This is a genomic window from Paraburkholderia sp. SIMBA_053, from assembly GCF_046534895.1.
In the GTDB taxonomy this organism is placed as follows: Bacteria; Pseudomonadota; Gammaproteobacteria; order Burkholderiales; family Burkholderiaceae; genus Paraburkholderia; species Paraburkholderia caledonica.
This window is the reverse complement of record NZ_JAWRXU010000005.1, coordinates 156,888-173,846: the sequence shown is the minus strand read 5'-3', so window position 1 is coordinate 173,846 and position 16,959 is coordinate 156,888. Positions and strand designations below refer to the sequence as shown.

Sequence of the window (16,959 nt, the reverse complement as noted above, 5' to 3'; positions counted from 1 at the left end):
TGCATAAAAATGTCTGCATCAGTCACCATCTTCCACAACGTCGTATGGTCGCGTCACAAAGGTGTCGTCTTTTCTGCGCTGCATAATATTTCGGCATCCGGAGCAATTCGCTATTCGATGGTCCAGATCGCCGATACCGAGCACGACCGCATCGGCTTCTCCGATGTCGATTATTCGTACCATCGGTATCCGATGCAAAAGCTGTTCGACGGCTGCTACGAAGACGTGCCGACAATCAAGATGATCGCCCGGCTCACATGGGAGGTGCTGAAGGCCAAGTCCGATCTGATCGTGCTTCCCGGCTATCACCGTCCGGAATATTGGGCGATGCTTGCGGCGTGCATCGTGACGGGCAAGCGGCGCGCGGTGTTTTGCGATTCGACAGCGCGGGATCGGCCGAAGAAGCTCATTACGTCGATTCCAAAGCGCGTGTTCTTTTCGCTGTGCGACGGCTATTTCGGGTTCGGCGAACGCAGCCGCGAGTATCTGCTGTCGCTCGGCGCGAAGCGGGAGAAGATTTTCGTGCCGTGTCAGGCTGCCGCGTTGCCGGGCTCGTTTTCCCCGGAACGCGCGTTAGTGGAGCGCGTCGCCGCGCGCGCCGGCAATCCCCCGGTTTTTCTGTACGTGGGACGTCTGTCGGAAGAGAAGGGCATCGGCACGCTGATCGAAGCGTTCGCCGGCCTGCGCAAGCGTATTCCTGCAGCACAGTTGCGCATTGTCGGCACGGGGCCGATGGCCGACGCATTGCACGCGAAGGTCGCGGAACTGCAACTGACCGGCGCGGTGACTTTCGCCGGCAGTCTGCAGGACGAGCCGCTCACGCGGGAGTACTACGGCGCGACGTGCATGGTGTTGCCGAGCTATAGCGAGCCGTGGGGCCTCGTGGTGAACGAGGCGCTCGCGCACGGTTGTCCGGCAGTGGTCAGCGAAAGCTGCGGTTGCGTGCCGGAGCTCGTCGTCGATGGAGTGAGCGGCTATTCGTTTACCGCCGGCGACGTTGCCGGATTGCAGCGCACGCTCCTGAAGGCGATGGAGGCTTTCGCCGATGCGAGCGGCACCGCTCACCGGTGCATGGATGTAATTCGTCGTTTCGATCCGCCTTCTGCAGCCGCCAATATTGCCCGGGGCTGTGCGCTGATGCTGAGCGATTGACGGGCGTCGCGGCGTCGCCGCGAGGTCGCGGCATAGCAGCCTTAAACACGTTCAGACACGCACAATGAAGATCCTGATCTACGGCCTCAATTACGCGCCCGAACTCACGGGGACTGGCAAGTACACGGCAGAAATGGCCACGCTGCTTGCGAGCCGGGGGCACGACGTCCGCGTGGTATGCGCTCCGCCTTACTACCCGGATTGGCGAGTTTCCTCGGGGTATACATCGTGGCGCTATCGTCGGGAAGAGCGCGACGGTGTCACGGTATGGCGCGCGCCGCTATGGGTGCCTTCACGCCCGAGCGGCGTGAAGCGGATGATTCATCTGGCCAGCTTCGCGGCAACGTCTTTGCCGTTGCTCGCGTTGCAGGCCTTCTGGCGCCCCGATGCAGTACTGTTGATCGCACCGACCTTGATGTGCGCCCCCGCGACGATCGCGCTCGCTAAGGTCGCCCGTGCGAGCGCGTGGCTGCACATTCAGGACTATGAGGTCGACGCCGCCTTTGAACTCGGCCTGCTAAAAGGCTCGCGTGCCGCGCGGATCGCGCGCTGGATCGAGAGCCAGTTATTGCGCCGCTTCGATGCAGTGTCGTCCATCACGCGGCAAATGAGCGCGCGTGCGTCGACAAAGGGCGTCGAGCCTTCGAAAGTGGTGTGCCTGCCCAACTGGGTCGACGTGTCAGCGGTGTTCCCGCTGTCGCGGCCGAGCGAGTATCGAAGCCTGCTCAACATATCCGACGAGCAGAAGGTCGTTCTGTACTCGGGCAACATGGGCGCGAAGCAGGGTATCGAGACGCTTGCGGAAGCGGCGGCCTCGCTCGCGTTTCGCCCCGACGTCACGTTCGTGTTCTGCGGTAGCGGCGCCGCGAGAGAGAACCTCGTCAAGCGCTGCGCCGCGTTGCCGAACTGCATCTTTCTTCCGCTGCAGCCGGTGGAGCGCCTGAACGAACTGCTTAATCTTGCGGACATTCACGTGCTGCCGCAACGCGCCGATGCGGCCGATCTCGTGATGCCGTCGAAGCTGACCGGCATGCTCGCGAGCGGTCGCGCGACGATTGCGATGGCACGGCGCGGCACGGCGCTTCACGAGGCGGTGCATTCGCGTGGCGTAGTGGTGCCGCCGGATAACGTGAAGGCGCTGGTCGGCGCTATCACTGCACTGGCAAACGACTCGCAGCGGCGAGCTGCGCTCGGCCGCGCCGGGCGTGACTATGCGGAGAGCACGCTGTCGCCCGATTCGACGATCAGTACGTTCGAAGAACGCGTTGGAATGCTGTGCCGCGCGGCAGGAAGAAGGCGTGCGAAAGCGAGCAAGACGTATTTCGACGCAAGGCCTTCAGCGGTGGCGGTGCCGCACGCAAAGCCGGCTACTACGGAGGATGCCGCGCCGGACTGAACCGGCATGCGGCCTTCTCATGAATGCGCAATCACCACGGCGACCGGTAGACGGAGCGCTTACCCGTTGCGTACGGGTCGGTGTAGGCGGCCTTAGCGGCGCCGTCGGGCAGCAGCTTGTCCGCCGCGCGTTGGCCGGGGGCCGCGTCGGCCACGCGCAACTGGCCGTTGGCTGCGGCAGGCGCCTTGCGCTTACCCGCGGCGCCCTGCTGACCGGCTTGCTCGCCTCCGATAACAGTCATGCGTTGCTCGTCCATCAACGCCGCGCGGCGTGCGTCGTCGATATTGCCGCCTCGTGCATCGGCGGCGCCGTATCCGTCGGGCGCGCCGAGCAGCTTCTGCTCCCGCTTGCGCTGCACGGCGCGGCGATCGATGGGAGCTTGCTGGGGCGCGCCATAGCCGGTCGGCGCGGTGGCGGTCATTGCCGGTGCTCGCGCGGGCGCGGCGTTCTGGGCGAGCGCGGGTCCTGCGCACGCGGCGGCAAGGACGAGCATGCAGGTGGCAGTACGTTGAAGCGAAGTGGTCATTGTGGTCCCCGGGTTAATACAGTTGTGGTGAAGATATCGTGCGCCAGAATCCATGCACGTAGCCGCCAAAACGCTTGCCTGGACCGACACGTTTGAACGTACCTTGGCGGCCAATGCCACTCTCAGCAAACTAATCAGTATCCCTGTGTATATACGCAGGAAAGCAAGGTATGGAGGAAGATGATGGGCAACATTGCTGACGATCCGCGGCTCGCATGTGCGCCGCAAGCAGAAAGCGGCGCCGCCGAGCGCCGCGTCATCGACCTGAGTCTCGCCGGCAAGGGGAATTACCGCGCGGGGCGCAGTGCGCTCGTAGAGCTCATCTGGTTCTTCGTGGAAGCCTGCGTGATCAACAACAAGCTACTGCCGTTCTCATTCGTGCGAGTGGCTTTGCTGCGCCTCTTCGGCGCAAAGATCGGTACAGCGTGCCGTTTCGTGCATCCATTGCGCGTGAAGGCACCGTGGAATCTCGAGGTCGGTGACAAGTGCTGGTTTGGCGTCGACGTATGGATCTACAACCAGGCTCTGATTCGCATCGGCTCGAATGTTTGCATCTCTCAAGGGACGTTCCTCACGGCCGGCTCGCATGACATGAGCACCACGATGGACCTGCGGGTGGCGCCTATTGTGATCGAGGACGGCGTGTGGATCACGTCGAAATGCGTCGTGCAAATGGGCGTGACGATCGGCCGCTCGGCAGTCGTCACGCCGCTGTCTGTCGTACATCGTTCGCTTGAAGCCGAGGGCGTGTATGGCGGAAATCCGTGCCGTTTTTTACGGAAGAGGTTTCTTTCGTGACCTGAAGCACAGAAGTAAAGCCGCAGCGTTTATACGCTGAGGAGACCGACGTGGTGGCAACCGGAGAAAAGGCACATCCGGTCACGGCATATGGGCGCGTTGCTCGCGAGCCGCTCGCTTGCGAGCCAGCGACGCCCCACAAACATTATGAAGAATACGGGAGCTGCGGATGTTCATCGATACTCGCAATGTCGAGCAAAACACGGTCATTGAAACGACGGTTTGCATCATCGGGGGAGGGGTCGCGGGCATTACGCTCGCTCGCGAAATGTCGCGGATCGGCGTGGATACCTGCATGCTTGAAAGCGGCGGCCTCGTTCCCGACGAGGAGACACGCGACCTCTATCGCGGCGAGAACGCCGGGCTGCCGTACCGGTTCGCGGACGGCTCGCGCAGCCGCTATCTTGGCGGCAGCAGCAACTGCTGGGGCGGCTGGTGCCGCCCGCTCGATCCGTGGGACTTCGAGAAGCGCGACTGGATTCCGCATAGCGGCTGGCCGTTCGGTCTGGACGAGCTCGCGCCATACTATGCGCGCACGCACGATCTGCTGAAGCTCGGCCCCCAAACCTTCGACCCCGCCTACTGGGAGCGCGAGATCGGCCGCCCGGACGTGCGCCGCATCCCGCTAGGTACCGGCGATATGCGCGACACTGTCGCTCAGTTCAGCCCTCCGGTGCGCTTCGGCAAGGTGTATCGCGAGGAACTGGCGCGCTCTACGCGCGTGCGCGTGTTTCTGTACGCGAACGTTCTGAACATCGACGCGGATGCTCAAGGCACGACGATCACACGAGTGCAGGTCGGCACGCTCAGCGGCCGCAGAATGGCGGTGAAGGCGCGCATCTTCGTGCTGGCGACGGGCGGAATCGAGAACGCGCGCCTGCTGCTTGCTTCGAACAACGTGCAGGCGGCGGGACTCGGCAACGCGAACGATCTGGTGGGACGCTACTTCATGGATCACCCGCGCATGATGTCGGGGAAAGTGCGTTTCCTGCCGGGCGTTGCGCGCAACAAGCTGTATGACATCAAGTACCACTACCAGAACCCGGCTGTCTCGGCACACGGTACGAAGATCTCTTCTCAGTTCGCGCCGAGACCGGAGATGATGGAGCGCGAAAAACTGCTCAATTCTCGCGTGTGGCTTTATTCGCGGTGGTACGGCGAAGGCAGTGCGGGCTCCGAGGCGCTGATTCGCTGCAAGGAAGCGCTGATGCACAAGGACCAGCCGGGGCGCAGCCTGAAGGCGGACATTGCGACGATGGCGGCGCATCCTCTGCATACGGTGGGATATGGCTTGACGCGGCTGCTACAGTGGCCGGCGCTGATCACCGACGTCACGCTGCAGGCAATCGTCGAGGCGGTGCCCGATCCGGACAGCCGCGTCACACTGAGCGCCGATAAACGCGATCAGTTCGGCATGCCGCGCGTGAAGGTCGACTGGCGCCTCGGCGACCAGGTGAAGCGTACCTTCGACAAAACGTTCGACGCGCTCGCGAAGGAACTGCGGCTCGCACGTGTCGCCGAAGTCCAGCTCGATGCGCCGCTCCAAGGCAGGGCTTGGCCGCAAAAACTGGAAGGGACGTGGCATCACATGGGCACGACGCGCATGCATGATTCGCCGCGCGAGGGCGTGGTCGATCGCGATTGCAAGGTACACGGCATCAGCAATCTTTACATTGGCGGCAGTTCGGTGTTCCCGACTGTCGGCGCGAACTTCCCGACCATTACGATCGCCGCGTTGTCGTTGCGGCTCGCCGGCCACCTGGCCCGGCAGCTCGACGTTCCGAACATCGTCGGCAATACGCACGCGGAAGCGGCCAATAGCGGTGTTGCGCCGGCGCAGTCGCCGGTAGAGACGCTGCCGATCGCGGCCTCGACGTTGACGCCGTTGATGAAGGAGCAGTGAACCGGCAGTGCAATGAAAAGGCGACGGCGCGGTGAACGCGGCGTCGCCTGGAATAAAAAAAGGCGGCGCTTATATAAGCGCCGCCTTTTTTATGGATGTCAGCGAGCCTGCTGAGTGGCTTTGCGAAAAGCGGGGAGCGTGGCCTTCTCTGCTTCGTCGTGGTGACCGCCTCTCGTTTCAAGCAAAGTGGTCAACGCGCTCACCATGGTTTCGATCCTGAAGCGGGCGTTGAATGTGCGCGCGGCTTGCACACGCATCGCTTCACGAGCAGCGTCGTCCAGTTCGAGCCAGCGAACCAGGCTCTTTTCGGTGCCCTCGACGGTGTCCGGTCCGATCAACCCAGCGCCGTCTTCTTCGATTTCGCGCCACACGTTGACCTTATCGGAGATCAGCGCGGGCAAACCGCAGCCGAGTGCCTCGGCCACCGCGACGCCGAAGTTCTCCTGATGTGACGGCAGCGCGAATACGTCGCTTGCGTGAAAGGCTCCCCACTTCAGATCGCCCTGCAGCATACCCGGCAAGCTCATGCGATGTGCGATCCCGGCAGCCTGCGCCTGAGCGCGCAGACTCGCGGCCCAGCCGGTTTCATCCGGGCCGGCGACCACGAGATGCAGCCTCTCGTCACGTTTGGCCACGCGAGCGAATGCGTCGATCAGCAGATCACAGCCTTTTTTCGCGTGCACTCTGCCGAGAAACAGCACGACGCGTTTGCCGCGTGCGCTGGGTACTGCCTGCAAAAACGCTTCGCGTACCGACGCTGCGTCGACCTTGGGCACCGTTGTTCCGAACGGCACGATGCGCTCGCGAGCGCGATAGAGCCAGAACGATTGGCGGGCCCTGGTGCGTTCTTCTTCGGTGGTGAAGATCACAGCGCGCGCGTCGCGCAGCACACGATACTCAGCCCACGGCCAGTAAAGCCACTTCTTCAGATGCTTGAGCGGATATGCCTCTTTGAACCACGGGTCCAGCATGCCGTGCGTGTACACGTAGTACGGCACGCCGCTGTCATGCAGCGCTTTCCATGTCGCAAAGCCATGGTATTGCCACAGGCCGTGCACGACGACGGCGTCGAAGCGCTTCGCATGATTCGCGAGCCACGGCGCGAGATAGGCGCTATAGCTGTAGCGGTTGGTCGTGGGTCCGAACGCATGAACCGGGAACGGAAAAGCCGCGAGGTATGGATCGTCCGGGGCATCGCAGGTGGCAACTTCGACTTCATGACCGGCATCCTGCATGGCCACGCCGCTACGGCGAACGCCTTCAACTGGACCGCCGGCGCGCGGATCGATGCTTGCAAGCACGTGTAGGATTTTCATCGCGCGATATCCGGTCGGTTGGAACCCGGCAGCCGTGCCGTCTGCGACATGCCCAGCGTACTGGCGACATCCGTGCGGCCCATGCCCGGTTGCATACGGCGCGGCAAGTCAGGCGAGGCGGCGGCCCGCATGCGGCGCGCGGCGCTCATGCGGTTCGCGCGTGCCGGCAGCGCGCGCTGCAAACGCGTGTAAGTGGCAATCATCAAACCGAGTCCAATGCCGAATACGAGCCCCGAAAAGCGAGGCCCAAGTGGATTGCCGCCAATAGAGGTGGCCGGCAGCGCGGCGAACAGCATGATCGCGCGGCCGAGTATCGGCAGCATGGGCGCATCGGGCACTACCGAGCGCCAGTAGCGATAGGCGAAGAAACAGAGCGCGAGCGCGCCGAGTGTGGCAAGAGGCATCGCGATACCGAACACGAGCCCGCCCGCGAACAGCTGGTAGACCCAGAAGTTGTGGCCCGCAGCCCATTCGTTGATCGCGTAGAAATCCTGCTTGCTGAACTGGCCTGCAAGGTCCGGCAGGTAGTCCGGCGAATAACGGTAGTAGTGCCCGTAGCCCGCACCGAACAACAGCGTTTCCGGCGAAGCGGTGACCTGGTCATACTGGTCACGCATTTCAGCCAGACGCGTGATGGTGGTCGGATCCTTGCCGGAGATGGTTGCTTCCGCCACGAAAATGCGCTGCGTCCAGTGCTCCGCGACATTGGGAACCGCCAGTACCGCGATACCGGCCACGCCCGCCAACACCACGACAACCATGAGGCCACGAGCGACGGCACGCCAGATCTGCCGCATCGACGGCGCGCTCAGTGCCATTGCTATCACGAACAGAAGCACCGTACCGATCAGCAGGCTGCGAGTCACGCTCAGCAGTTCGACAATCACGGTGCCGGCAAAGACGGCGATGGTGAACGGCGAATAGCGTTTGGCGACCACGAATTCGTGAAGCAGCACGCCTTGCAGTCCGAGCAAAGTTACGGAGATGATGCGAAAGCGCGCGTCGTCCAGGCCGCCGCTCGTCGCGAGACCATAGACGAAGGTGAACACGAGACTGACTACGTTCGCCGCGAACAGCGCTTTTTCGAACTGCGCGATTCTTTGCTCGCTCCACGGTCTGCACGCGACAAGATAGCCGAGCAGGAAAAGCATGAACGGCAGCAGCACGCGTAAATAGTTGCCGCCGTCGTTATCCTGGATGAGTTGCGCAACGACACTACCGAATACGCACAACAGCAGGCTCGTGGTGACGATCGTGCGAAGCCGGGAGCGCTCGTGAAAGCGCGGTGCAATGAGCAGGAGGGCGAGCCCCGCTGCCACTGCTGGAGCGACGAATATGAATTGGGCGAAATGGCCCGTGGTCGCGTTGGTAGCCTTGTAGTCCAGCGCAAGCGGTAATAGAAAAATCCATATCCAAGGTGCTGCATACTGATGGCGCATTCTTTTTTCCTCCCCGTCGCCGTTTGCCGTCGTCTAAGCGGACGGTCTCGCGTCGGGTCATTGTGAGCGCAACTTTGTGCTTGCGGATATCACAAATTGCTGTTCGTCTCCGCCTGCCTGGATTCTGGCGACAGTGGAAAGGGCTATGCCTGCAAGACGCACGCAAGCTCTCGTTTATTGTCGGTGAATGCCTTGATCTTGGCGGTCGCTTGTACCTGCCGACACCGAAGATGCAAAGACGGGGGATGCGACCGAAAAAACGGAAAGGGGAAAACAAAATGAAGCTATTTGGCGGGACGGGACCCGCGAAAGCCGGACGTGCGATCGAACTGGACTTCGTTCGTGGCATCGCAATCATTGCGGTGATGGGCTTTCACTTTCACGCTGTTCATACCGACAATGTACTCCTTCAGATTATCGAGTATCCACTCAAGAACTTTGGACGAGAGGGCGTCAATCTCTTCTTCACATTGAGCGGCTTTCTCGTCGGAGGCCTGCTGCTTCGGCAATACGCTGAAACGGGTCATGTCGACGCGCGCCGCTTTATCGTGCGGCGGATGTTCCGTATCTGGCCCGCGTATTACGTTCTGATTGTTTTCCATGTGCTGGCCGGCCGGCATCCGTGGAATACATTTCTTTTCCAGAACATGACGCATCTGCAGAATTACCTCGGCACTTCGATCACGCAGACATGGAGTCTCGCGGTTGAAGAACATTTTTATCTCGTGCTGCCGGCGCTGCTTCTACTTTTCTCACGCTTGCGACTCGGTGCGTGGACCATTATCGGCGTACTGTCGGCAATCTGTGCGGTAACGCTCACAGCGCGTTGCTTTGCGGTGGCAGGCGGCGACCTGCAAGGGGCGTTTGCTTATACCCAGTACCGCATCGACAGCTTGCTGATTGGCGTGATCCTGTCCGCGATCTACTGGATGAAGCCGGGCATCTATCACCAGATCGCTAAGCGCAAGTGGCTGCTGATTGGGAGCGTCGCGCTGCTATGTGCATGGCTCGTATTGGCGACGAGCAACATCGCACTCGACGAAAGCATTGGATACACGATCCAGGCACTTGGCTTTGCGGCGCTGATCGTGCTGGTTCTGGAGTACTCGGGGTCGCTGCGCACGACATGGATTTATCGCGGCGTGGCCTGGGTGGGTCTGTATTCGTACGGAATCTACTTGTGGCACTCTCTCGCGCTCGCCCCCGGCGACATGGTGATTCGCAAGGCCACCGCGCTTGGCTTCGCGCCCAGCGTCATCTGGATCGTTGCGCTCACGGCGCAGTTCGTCATTGCAATCGTGATTGGTTATGTGACTACGCGCGCAATCGAATATCCGTTCCTGCTAATGCGCAACGCGTTGTTTCCGGAAAAGCGCAGCAGCTCGGTGCGCGAGGAAGTGCCTGTGGCCAGCGGCCAGTTGTCGTGAGTAAACGCATGATGTGCGCCGGCGTGACCGGCGGCGCACATCATGCGGACGGCGGTTAAATCACGCCATCTGTTGCAGCAAGGTTTGCTTGAATTCGCCGAGCGTATTCCGCGACAGTAGATTGTCGCGCGACGATGCCGTTGCATGTTCGTGCGGCCACGAAGTCATTGTTTCGGCAATGGCCTTGCCGATCGACGCGGAGCTCAGGTCGCTCAGTATCGGTCCCAGTTCGCAGCGCCTGCTGAACCAGCCAATGAGCCCGTCTTCTGTTGCGATTACCGGCTTGCCGAATCGGTAAGCCTGCACGAGCACGCCGCTCATGCCGTAATGGCCTTTGTAGCCGAGCCATACCGCGTCGCACGCGGAGAACAGATCGCGCTCCATGTCGATGGAGATAAACGAATCCAGCACGAGCGGCGCGGGCGTCAGACTGCGAACGTGATTGCGCATGAAGTGCCGCGTACCTGGATCCTGTTCGCCTGCAACGATCAGCGTGGGGGCGCTCTCGAGACGCGTCATCGCATGAACGAGTTCGTAGATGCCTTTGCGCTCGGTAATCGCACCGTACACGAGCAGGTAGCGTTGCGCGGGATCGAGCCCGAGCCGCTCGCGCGCGAGTGCAGGGTCTTCCGCGCGTTCATCCGGGAAAGGGTCGGCCACATACTCGACCTTTGCACTGTCTTTCGACGTATTGAGCGCCGCCCATTCCGGCAAGGTGGGATCGATGCTCAGTAACGTGCGCAGTCCCGGCGTGCGAACCGCGCGTTTGAACAACTGTGCCTTGATGGCGTTGACGAGCGGACGATCGGGCGCCTTGATGCCGACCTTGTGATGATGAAACGTCGAGCGCATCGTAATGCCGACCCACGGCGTCTTGCCGAACGGCGAGCCGAGAAACGGCAGTCCATTGAAGAAATAATCGGCATAGGGCACGACGACCAGCCGGATCGACTGAGTGCGGCTGAGAATGCGATATGCACGCTGGAAATAGTTGTGAAAGCGCCAGTACTGATTGCGCTCGCGCAAACGGTGAGTGCGGCTTTCGTCCGGATCGACAAAAGCGATCTGCTGATCGGGGCGGTTGGCTGCAGTGATCTGTTTGGCGAGCCGGTGATCTTCGTTGGCGCACTCAGTGACCAGAATGCACGGATAGCCGGCCTCTGCGCAGGCTTGCATCGTCCACTCGGCATACCGCCACCGGTGGCCGGTGAGATTGGGCTCCACGATCAGGACAAAGTCAGGTTCGATCACGTCGGTAGGCATAGTGAAAATAGGCGTGCATGGGTGGACGAATTGCGTCAGCGGGTTCTCCGCAGCGAGCGGAAATGGCCCGAGCCGCGGGCTCTGCCGTGGCGTCAGATGAATAACGGTAGCACTCGCCACAGCATGAAAAACACCTATCTCTCGCGTTGTGTGGGTAAACGTACTACCAGACAAAGGCTTGGGCCGAAGCCGCCTGGTTGATGGCGGTTGACGGCGAATGTCTCGCGGTATGGTCCTGCTTACGGTGATAGATGAACCGTCGCCAGCTTGCTGGCGGGACCAATTCCAATCAGGCGCCGCGGCGTTCACAGCGAGTCACGACACGCTGGTTAAACCGCTGCAAAGCGCTGCAATTAGACGGAGAACCAGCTTGCGGGCGATCAGGCTTCCCGCGCTCTCGATAGCCAGCAGTTTCGGCGCGAGCGCGGCGACATGGGTGTTATTGCAACAGTTCGCGGTGCGTGGACTGGTGGCCATCAAATTTCTTGCGATCGGCCGGATGCTCGGGCCGGCGGCGATCGGCAGTGTGAGCGTGGCTTTGCTCGCGGTCGCGATTGCCGAGGCGCTATCCGACACGGGACTCGCGCAGGCAGTCATTCAAGGCGAGCACGCACCGACGCGCTCGCAACTCGGCGCGGTTTGGACCACACTAACGACGCGTGGTCTATTGATTTCGCTGTTACTGGTGGCGCTCGCGCCGTTACTGAGCAGCCAGTTTCATCTCGACGGATCGCTCGTGCTCATCCAGCTTGCCGCGTTGCTGCCGCTGTTGCGCGGGCTCGCGTCGCCGACCTATTACGTGGTCCAGCGCGAGCGGCGCTTTCAGCATATCGCGGGGGTTGAGGTGGCAGCGGCGTTTGTCGACTGCTCGGTCGGCCTTGCGCTCGCTTATCTCGGCGCGGGCGCAGCTTCGGTACTGATCGGCCTCGTCGCCGGCGAATCGCTCAAAAGCGTGCTGACGTGGGCCACCATGACACCCAGGCCGCCGGTGCGCCCGGTGTGGTCCGGCATTGGCCAGTATGTCGGCTTCAGTCGATGGATCTGGGCGAGCAGTGTGATCAACCTGCTGCTCAACCAGTTCGACAAGGTGGTGGTCGGCAAGCTGCTCGGACCCGCGCAACTCGGCGGCTATCAGATGTCGTCGCGTCTCGCGCAGATGTTGCTGGCCGATGCGGCGATCGCGATGTCGCAATACCTGTTTCCGACTTTTGCCGCGCATCATCGCCGCGATCCCAAGGCGGCGTCGCGCCTCATCAGGGTTTATCTGCTGGCGGCCGCAATCGGGCTCGCTGCGTTTGTCGAGGTGCTGCGGCTGATCGCGGAGCCAATGTTCTCGCTGATTCTCGGCGCGGCGTGGCTGCCCGCGGTGCCGCTCTTCAGAATACTAGTCATCAACATGGCAATCGGCGCTTTGATTGCGGTGCTCGTTTCGTATTTGCGGGCAATCGGCGATGCCAAAGCGACGGTGCATGCATCGGCGATTCAGGTAGTGGTGCTGCTGATCAGCGCGCCGCTCGCGGTTCGCTGGTGGGGCGTGACCGGTATCGCATGGTCGATGACACTGGGCCTCGGCTGCGCCGCGGCGTGGATGCTTTATAGAACCTTGAGAGCAAGGACTGCATGATGCGCGTCTTCCATCTCGTACTTGCGCCGCGCTTGTCCGGCGCCGAAGTGCTCGCGAAAGACCTCGCGCTCGATCAGTGCGCTGGCGGCATGGCGGTATGCGTGGGGTCGCTACTGCCTGCGCATGATGACTTCGCTTCGCTGGCGAGCGAGTTGCAGGCGCACGGTGTGCAGTGCTGGTTTCCACAGAAACGGCACCACGCGGCACGCAAACTGTGGAATCTGTTCGTCGCGGTGCGGCGGTTCCGCCCAGACGTGATCTTCGCGCATGCGACTATTCCGTCGTTCTACGCGCGTGCGTTGCCGCTGGGCGTGCCTGTTGTCTACGTGATGCATTCCGCGACCAACGATTTCGAGCGCCCGCTGTTCCGGCGCATCGAACATCTTCTGTCGGGGCGCGCGAGCGTCGTGATCGGCGTATCGCAGCAAGGCGTCACGGACTACATCCAGGCAATCGGCGTGCATCCGTCGATGACGGTGGTGCCGAACGGCGTCGATCTAGCCCGCTTCGCATTTACCGACGGTGCGCAGCGAGCTGCAAGTGTTCCGCAGATCGTTCAGATCGGCCGATACGCGTCTGTCAAAAATCAGCTGCTCACGGTGCGCGCTTTCGGGGAAGTGCTCAAACAGATCGACGACGCACGGCTCGTGCTGTACGGCGTAGTGGAGGACCCCGACTATCAGCGCGCGGTCGTTGCGCTCGCAACGGAGCTGGGCATCGCAGAGCGTGTCGTGGTCGCCGGGCCGCGCAGCGATGTGGCGACCGTGCTCTCCGAGTCGAACGTTTTCGTCATGCCTTCGCGTTCGGAAGGGCACAGCGTCGCGTTTCTGGAGGCGTTGGCTTCGGGCGTGCCGATCGTTGCGAGCAGGATACCGGCGTTCGCATTCGCCAATGGTTTCCCCGGCGTGCAATTGGTCGATACCGACAACGTGAGCGGTTACGCCGACGCCATCGTAAAGGCGTTGAGCGAGAAGCGCGTGCAAAGATCGCTTGTGGGGCTCACGCTGAGAGACACGGCCGAGCGATATCGCGCGATCGCGCGACAAGTGTGCCCGGCAGTGTCGGCGCGTTAAACGCGGAGCCGGGCGCGCTTTAATGATGCAAGTTGATGTCGCGTGTATCGGGCGCAGTGCCGGTTGCCGGCTCGATCGTCCGCGCACTATCTAGTGCCGACTCCTGTGCCGCAAGTGTCATCAGATGCCGCGCTTCCTTGCTGCTCGAATCGATACCGAGTGCGCTGCCTGCATTGAGCGACACGCAATCCCACCGGCCGATGTGGCCGCAGCCTCGCGCAAGACTCAACAATGCGTCGCGCTGCTGTTCGCGTGTTTTGACGGCCGCGCGCAGGTTCTGAGCGTCGCGGCTTTGAGGTTGTACCGCGATCGCCGCGGCGACGCGCGCCTTCGTCGCAGATAGATTATTGTTCTGAAGGCTTGCACGCGCGGCACGCAGATGCCGCGCCAGGTCGGCACGCGCTTTTTCTTCTGGGCTGAGCGGCGGTGCGACATCCGGATTGCGTTTTGCTTGCGCGGATGCAGTCGTGAGAGCGGCGGTGGCCGGCGCAGCGGACATGGTCCCGGCAGCCGAAGCGGCCGGCGCGGTGCGGCGCGCGGGCAACGACGCGAACGCGGCTGACTCCGCGGTCGTTGCCGCTGGCAACTTGGGCGCCGTGTCGACGCGCGGAGCGGCAGTGACCGCTGTCGCGCGCGCAGGCGCAGCAGTTTCAGGACGCTGCACCGCCAGGACCGGCGGCGCGCTCTTCGGTCTGCTGATCGCACCCGACACCGTTATGGGGTCGCCGTCTGCCTCGCTGTCCTGGTTGTGTATGAAGCCGACGTAGACCGCCGAAGCCACGATTAGAGCGGAGGCGGCCAGAGCCAGCGGCTCGCGCATCCGTTGATAGGTGCTCTGCACGATGGCTGCATCTTCCACCACAGCATATGGATTGGCGAGCGCACGTGTCGGGTTCCAGACTCTTCGCGTCGGTAGGCGCCGCGCTTTCGGCGGCCGCGCGTCGGTGAGTCGCACGGTAAGCGTGGGCACCATTGCGGCGTACGCAGGCACGTTGCGCGCATGACATGAGGGGCAGGGAACGTCGCGGCTCACGAGCGGTGCGCCACATTGTTCGCATTCCGAATAATAGTTTTGGTCTCTATTCATGTCGTTATATCCGCGATGTTGCCGAAGGCGTGCGGCGCGCTCCCCGTAGCCGGCGTAGTGGACGCCGCAAGCATGCTTGCGGCGAAGGCTCACTGCGCAACGACATAGCCTCGTGCCTGCATGCATGAGCCGTAGGCGGCCCAGTAGCGGGTCATGGGTGGCTCGGGCGCCGGTAGTGGCGGCAGGGCGGCGGTGCCCGGTTGCGACGCGCCCGCAGCGCTTGCCGTGGTCGCTGGCTCAGAGGCGGGCTGCTGCACGATTGCCGCGGAAGGCGGCAATGCGGCAGATGCAGCGTGCCCCGCATCTGCGGTTTTGGGTGCCGCTGGAACTCCACTGGCGGGTGCCGCACGAGTCGCAGACGCGCCATTGCTGGCTGTGGCGGCACCGGGTTTCGGCGCCGAAGCCGCGTTGGGCGCGGCCGGCGCTGTGCCATCAGGCAGCGCGGGACCAGCAGGCGCGGCTGAGAACGTGCTCGGCGGTAGCGGCGGACGCGATGGTGCGCCAGTAGAAGACGTCTTGGTTGCCGTTGGCTTTGGCGGCGGCATTTGCGCCTCGCGCACGGTGTTGACTTTGGTTTCCTTATTCGCAGACGCGTAGCACAACGCACTGTCGACGCTGCGCTGATACGCGGTTTGACTTCGAATAGGGTAGATGAGCGGCTGCCACGCTTGGGCTGCGTTGCTAACCGCCAGTAAGGTCATCAAGGTATAGGTTTTGTATCCCATCGCAGTGGCTCCCGCAGCGATGTTGAGCCGTTAGCCGGCAATTGCGCTTCGCGGTGCGTTCTAGTCGCTCGATTGTCGCCGCAATGCGGCGGCTCACTGCCCGCGAAGGCTGCTTTCTTCAGCGTACCACTCTGGTGCGTAATATCAGTGCGTTGCGTAACACACGAAAACGCCATGGTGCAGTCGAATCAGGACAGTCCGCAATGGTCTTTCGCCTCGGTTAAACACTACGCAATACGCGTACCTGTGTCACGCATTCTTCGAAAATTGCTAAGTTCCTTCTGGCGATGCGGCCGAAAACGGCGATCAAATAATTCTAAACGCAACAGTTATGGCCTTATCCGCCGACGAATAGAGCTTTTACGTTTTCCGAGCAATGCGGAGGCGAGCTTTTCGTACAGAGGCGAATTGGGGAACGCACAGGCTCGTCAGGGCAAGTACGGTTTCAATTGCTACTTATTGAAGCGTGCCCCCCTTGGTTGCAGTTTTGAAACGTTTATAATTCTCCCGCCGAGACGCTCAGTAACTAATGCTGCAGCGTTCTCCACAGACATCGGTTCTGAGTAACTTTTTCTTATTGGCCTTTTGCGCCGAGCATTTGCCGCGGGGCCGCGCTAATGGCGCAGATTCTCAAGGCGTTTGTCGCTTGCTTCGTTTCTGCGGCCAGTCTGTGATTCATGTGGCGGACGTTACACCAACGAACAGATTGATCGTTGATGAAAAGCCATTTGGCTGAAGTAGTAGGTTAGCCATCCTAATCATTGAATGTTAGGAACGGCGGCGTTCGCACAGCCGTGATTTTTGTTTCGCACCGCGCGCATAGGGCACAGCCGCGCCGGCCCTCGATCGTCCCGCGTTTGATGCTGCAAGACGGACCACATTGCGTCCGGGGGACAGCTTTTCTCTCACATCCAATAAGACAAAGGCGTGACGGCTCTGCCGATCCTGCCTACTTTTTCGGGGATAACTTCTCTTCACAAAGACAGGGACATGGTTAGATATTCGAGGTTGGTAGGAATCGCGGCGACGACGGCGCTGACATCCCTGGGTGCTCAAAGCGCGCAAGCGCAGCCAAGTACGATTACGGTTGCGGGTCAACAATTCAAGCTGTGCGCGCAAGAGAACGGCAAGTGCTCGTTTCTCGGCACGGCTTCGGTGGTGTTCGGCGCGGTCCCGCCCGATGCACCGTCGACAATGTTGACGAGTCCCCGTACGTTCAGTAACGGCGTC

At 61.7% G+C, this 16,959-nt stretch carries 13 protein-coding genes; 7 read left to right on the top strand and 6 right to left on the bottom strand.

Features of this window, described 5'->3' with window-relative positions:
• Window positions 1-9: 9 nt before the first annotated feature.
• Together SB753_RS18480 and SB753_RS18475 are read left to right on the top strand one after the other, a co-directional pair.
• The gene (locus SB753_RS18480; RefSeq protein WP_131317712.1) at window positions 10-1,152 is read left to right on the top strand and encodes a glycosyltransferase family 4 protein; all 1,143 of its coding nucleotides are present in this window, start codon (window positions 10-12) and stop codon (window positions 1,150-1,152) included.
• Window positions 1,153-1,216: 64 nt separating this feature from the next.
• Entirely contained in the window at window positions 1,217-2,548 is a 1,332-nt protein-coding gene (locus SB753_RS18475) for a glycosyltransferase WbuB (protein WP_410801228.1), read from the top strand.
• A 31-nt stretch (window positions 2,549-2,579) separates the two neighbouring features.
• Here SB753_RS18475 and SB753_RS18470 read toward each other — a convergent pair whose 3' ends face one another.
• The gene (locus SB753_RS18470; protein ID WP_087751509.1) at window positions 2,580-3,074 is read right to left on the bottom strand and encodes a hypothetical protein; all 495 of its coding nucleotides are present in this window, start codon (window positions 3,072-3,074) and stop codon (window positions 2,580-2,582) included.
• A 183-nt stretch (window positions 3,075-3,257) separates the two neighbouring features.
• On the opposite strand from SB753_RS18470, the gene SB753_RS18465 reads away from it, so the two are divergent.
• A complete protein-coding gene (locus tag SB753_RS18465) occupies window positions 3,258-3,872 on the top strand; it encodes a putative colanic acid biosynthesis acetyltransferase (RefSeq protein ID WP_408470188.1) in 615 nt (204 codons plus the stop codon).
• 169 nt (window positions 3,873-4,041) lie between these two features.
• Window positions 4,042-5,775: an FAD-dependent oxidoreductase gene (locus SB753_RS18460; protein ID WP_410801226.1), complete on the top strand. Its 1,734-nt coding sequence runs from the start codon at window positions 4,042-4,044 to the stop codon at window positions 5,773-5,775.
• A gap of 98 nt (window positions 5,776-5,873) precedes the next feature.
• Here the strand turns inward: SB753_RS18460 and SB753_RS18455 are convergent, their stop codons facing one another.
• Together SB753_RS18455 and SB753_RS18450 are read right to left on the bottom strand one after the other, a co-directional pair.
• Window positions 5,874-7,091, bottom strand: coding sequence for a glycosyltransferase (locus SB753_RS18455; protein ID WP_410801224.1), 1,218 nt, complete (start codon window positions 7,089-7,091; stop codon window positions 5,874-5,876).
• Entirely contained in the window at window positions 7,088-8,530 is a 1,443-nt protein-coding gene (locus tag SB753_RS18450; RefSeq protein WP_410801222.1) for a hypothetical protein, read from the bottom strand. Before SB753_RS18450 ends, SB753_RS18455 begins: the two co-directional genes overlap by 4 nt.
• Before the next feature lie 278 nt (window positions 8,531-8,808).
• On the opposite strand from SB753_RS18450, the gene SB753_RS18445 reads away from it, so the two are divergent.
• Window positions 8,809-9,957 (top strand): acyltransferase family protein, encoded by a 1,149-nt coding sequence (locus SB753_RS18445; RefSeq protein WP_020069793.1) that lies wholly within the window; start codon window positions 8,809-8,811, stop codon window positions 9,955-9,957.
• A gap of 60 nt (window positions 9,958-10,017) precedes the next feature.
• Here the strand turns inward: SB753_RS18445 and SB753_RS18440 are convergent, their stop codons facing one another.
• On the bottom strand, window positions 10,018-11,220 hold the full coding sequence (locus SB753_RS18440) for a glycosyltransferase (protein ID WP_204521183.1): 1,203 nt from the start codon (window positions 11,218-11,220) through the stop codon (window positions 10,018-10,020).
• A 370-nt stretch (window positions 11,221-11,590) separates the two neighbouring features.
• Between SB753_RS18440 and SB753_RS18435 the strand changes: the two genes are divergently transcribed.
• Together SB753_RS18435 and SB753_RS18430 are read left to right on the top strand one after the other, a co-directional pair.
• Window positions 11,591-12,844 carry an oligosaccharide flippase family protein gene (locus SB753_RS18435; protein WP_408484282.1) on the top strand — a complete coding sequence of 418 codons (1,254 nt, stop codon included), beginning with the start codon at window positions 11,591-11,593 and terminating at the stop codon, window positions 12,842-12,844.
• The gene (locus SB753_RS18430) at window positions 12,844-13,917 is read left to right on the top strand and encodes a glycosyltransferase family 4 protein (RefSeq protein WP_410801370.1); all 1,074 of its coding nucleotides are present in this window, start codon (window positions 12,844-12,846) and stop codon (window positions 13,915-13,917) included. The genes SB753_RS18435 and SB753_RS18430 overlap by 1 nt, the downstream gene beginning before the upstream one ends.
• Before the next feature lie 19 nt (window positions 13,918-13,936).
• Here SB753_RS18430 and SB753_RS18425 read toward each other — a convergent pair whose 3' ends face one another.
• Complete coding sequence (locus SB753_RS18425) at window positions 13,937-15,004, bottom strand: hypothetical protein (protein WP_410801220.1); 1,068 nt, start codon at window positions 15,002-15,004, stop codon at window positions 13,937-13,939.
• 89 nt (window positions 15,005-15,093) lie between these two features.
• Window positions 15,094-15,729, bottom strand: a complete 636-nt coding sequence (locus tag SB753_RS18420; protein WP_410801218.1) for a hypothetical protein — start codon at window positions 15,727-15,729, stop codon at window positions 15,094-15,096.
• Between the last annotated feature and the right edge of the window lie 1,230 nt (window positions 15,730-16,959).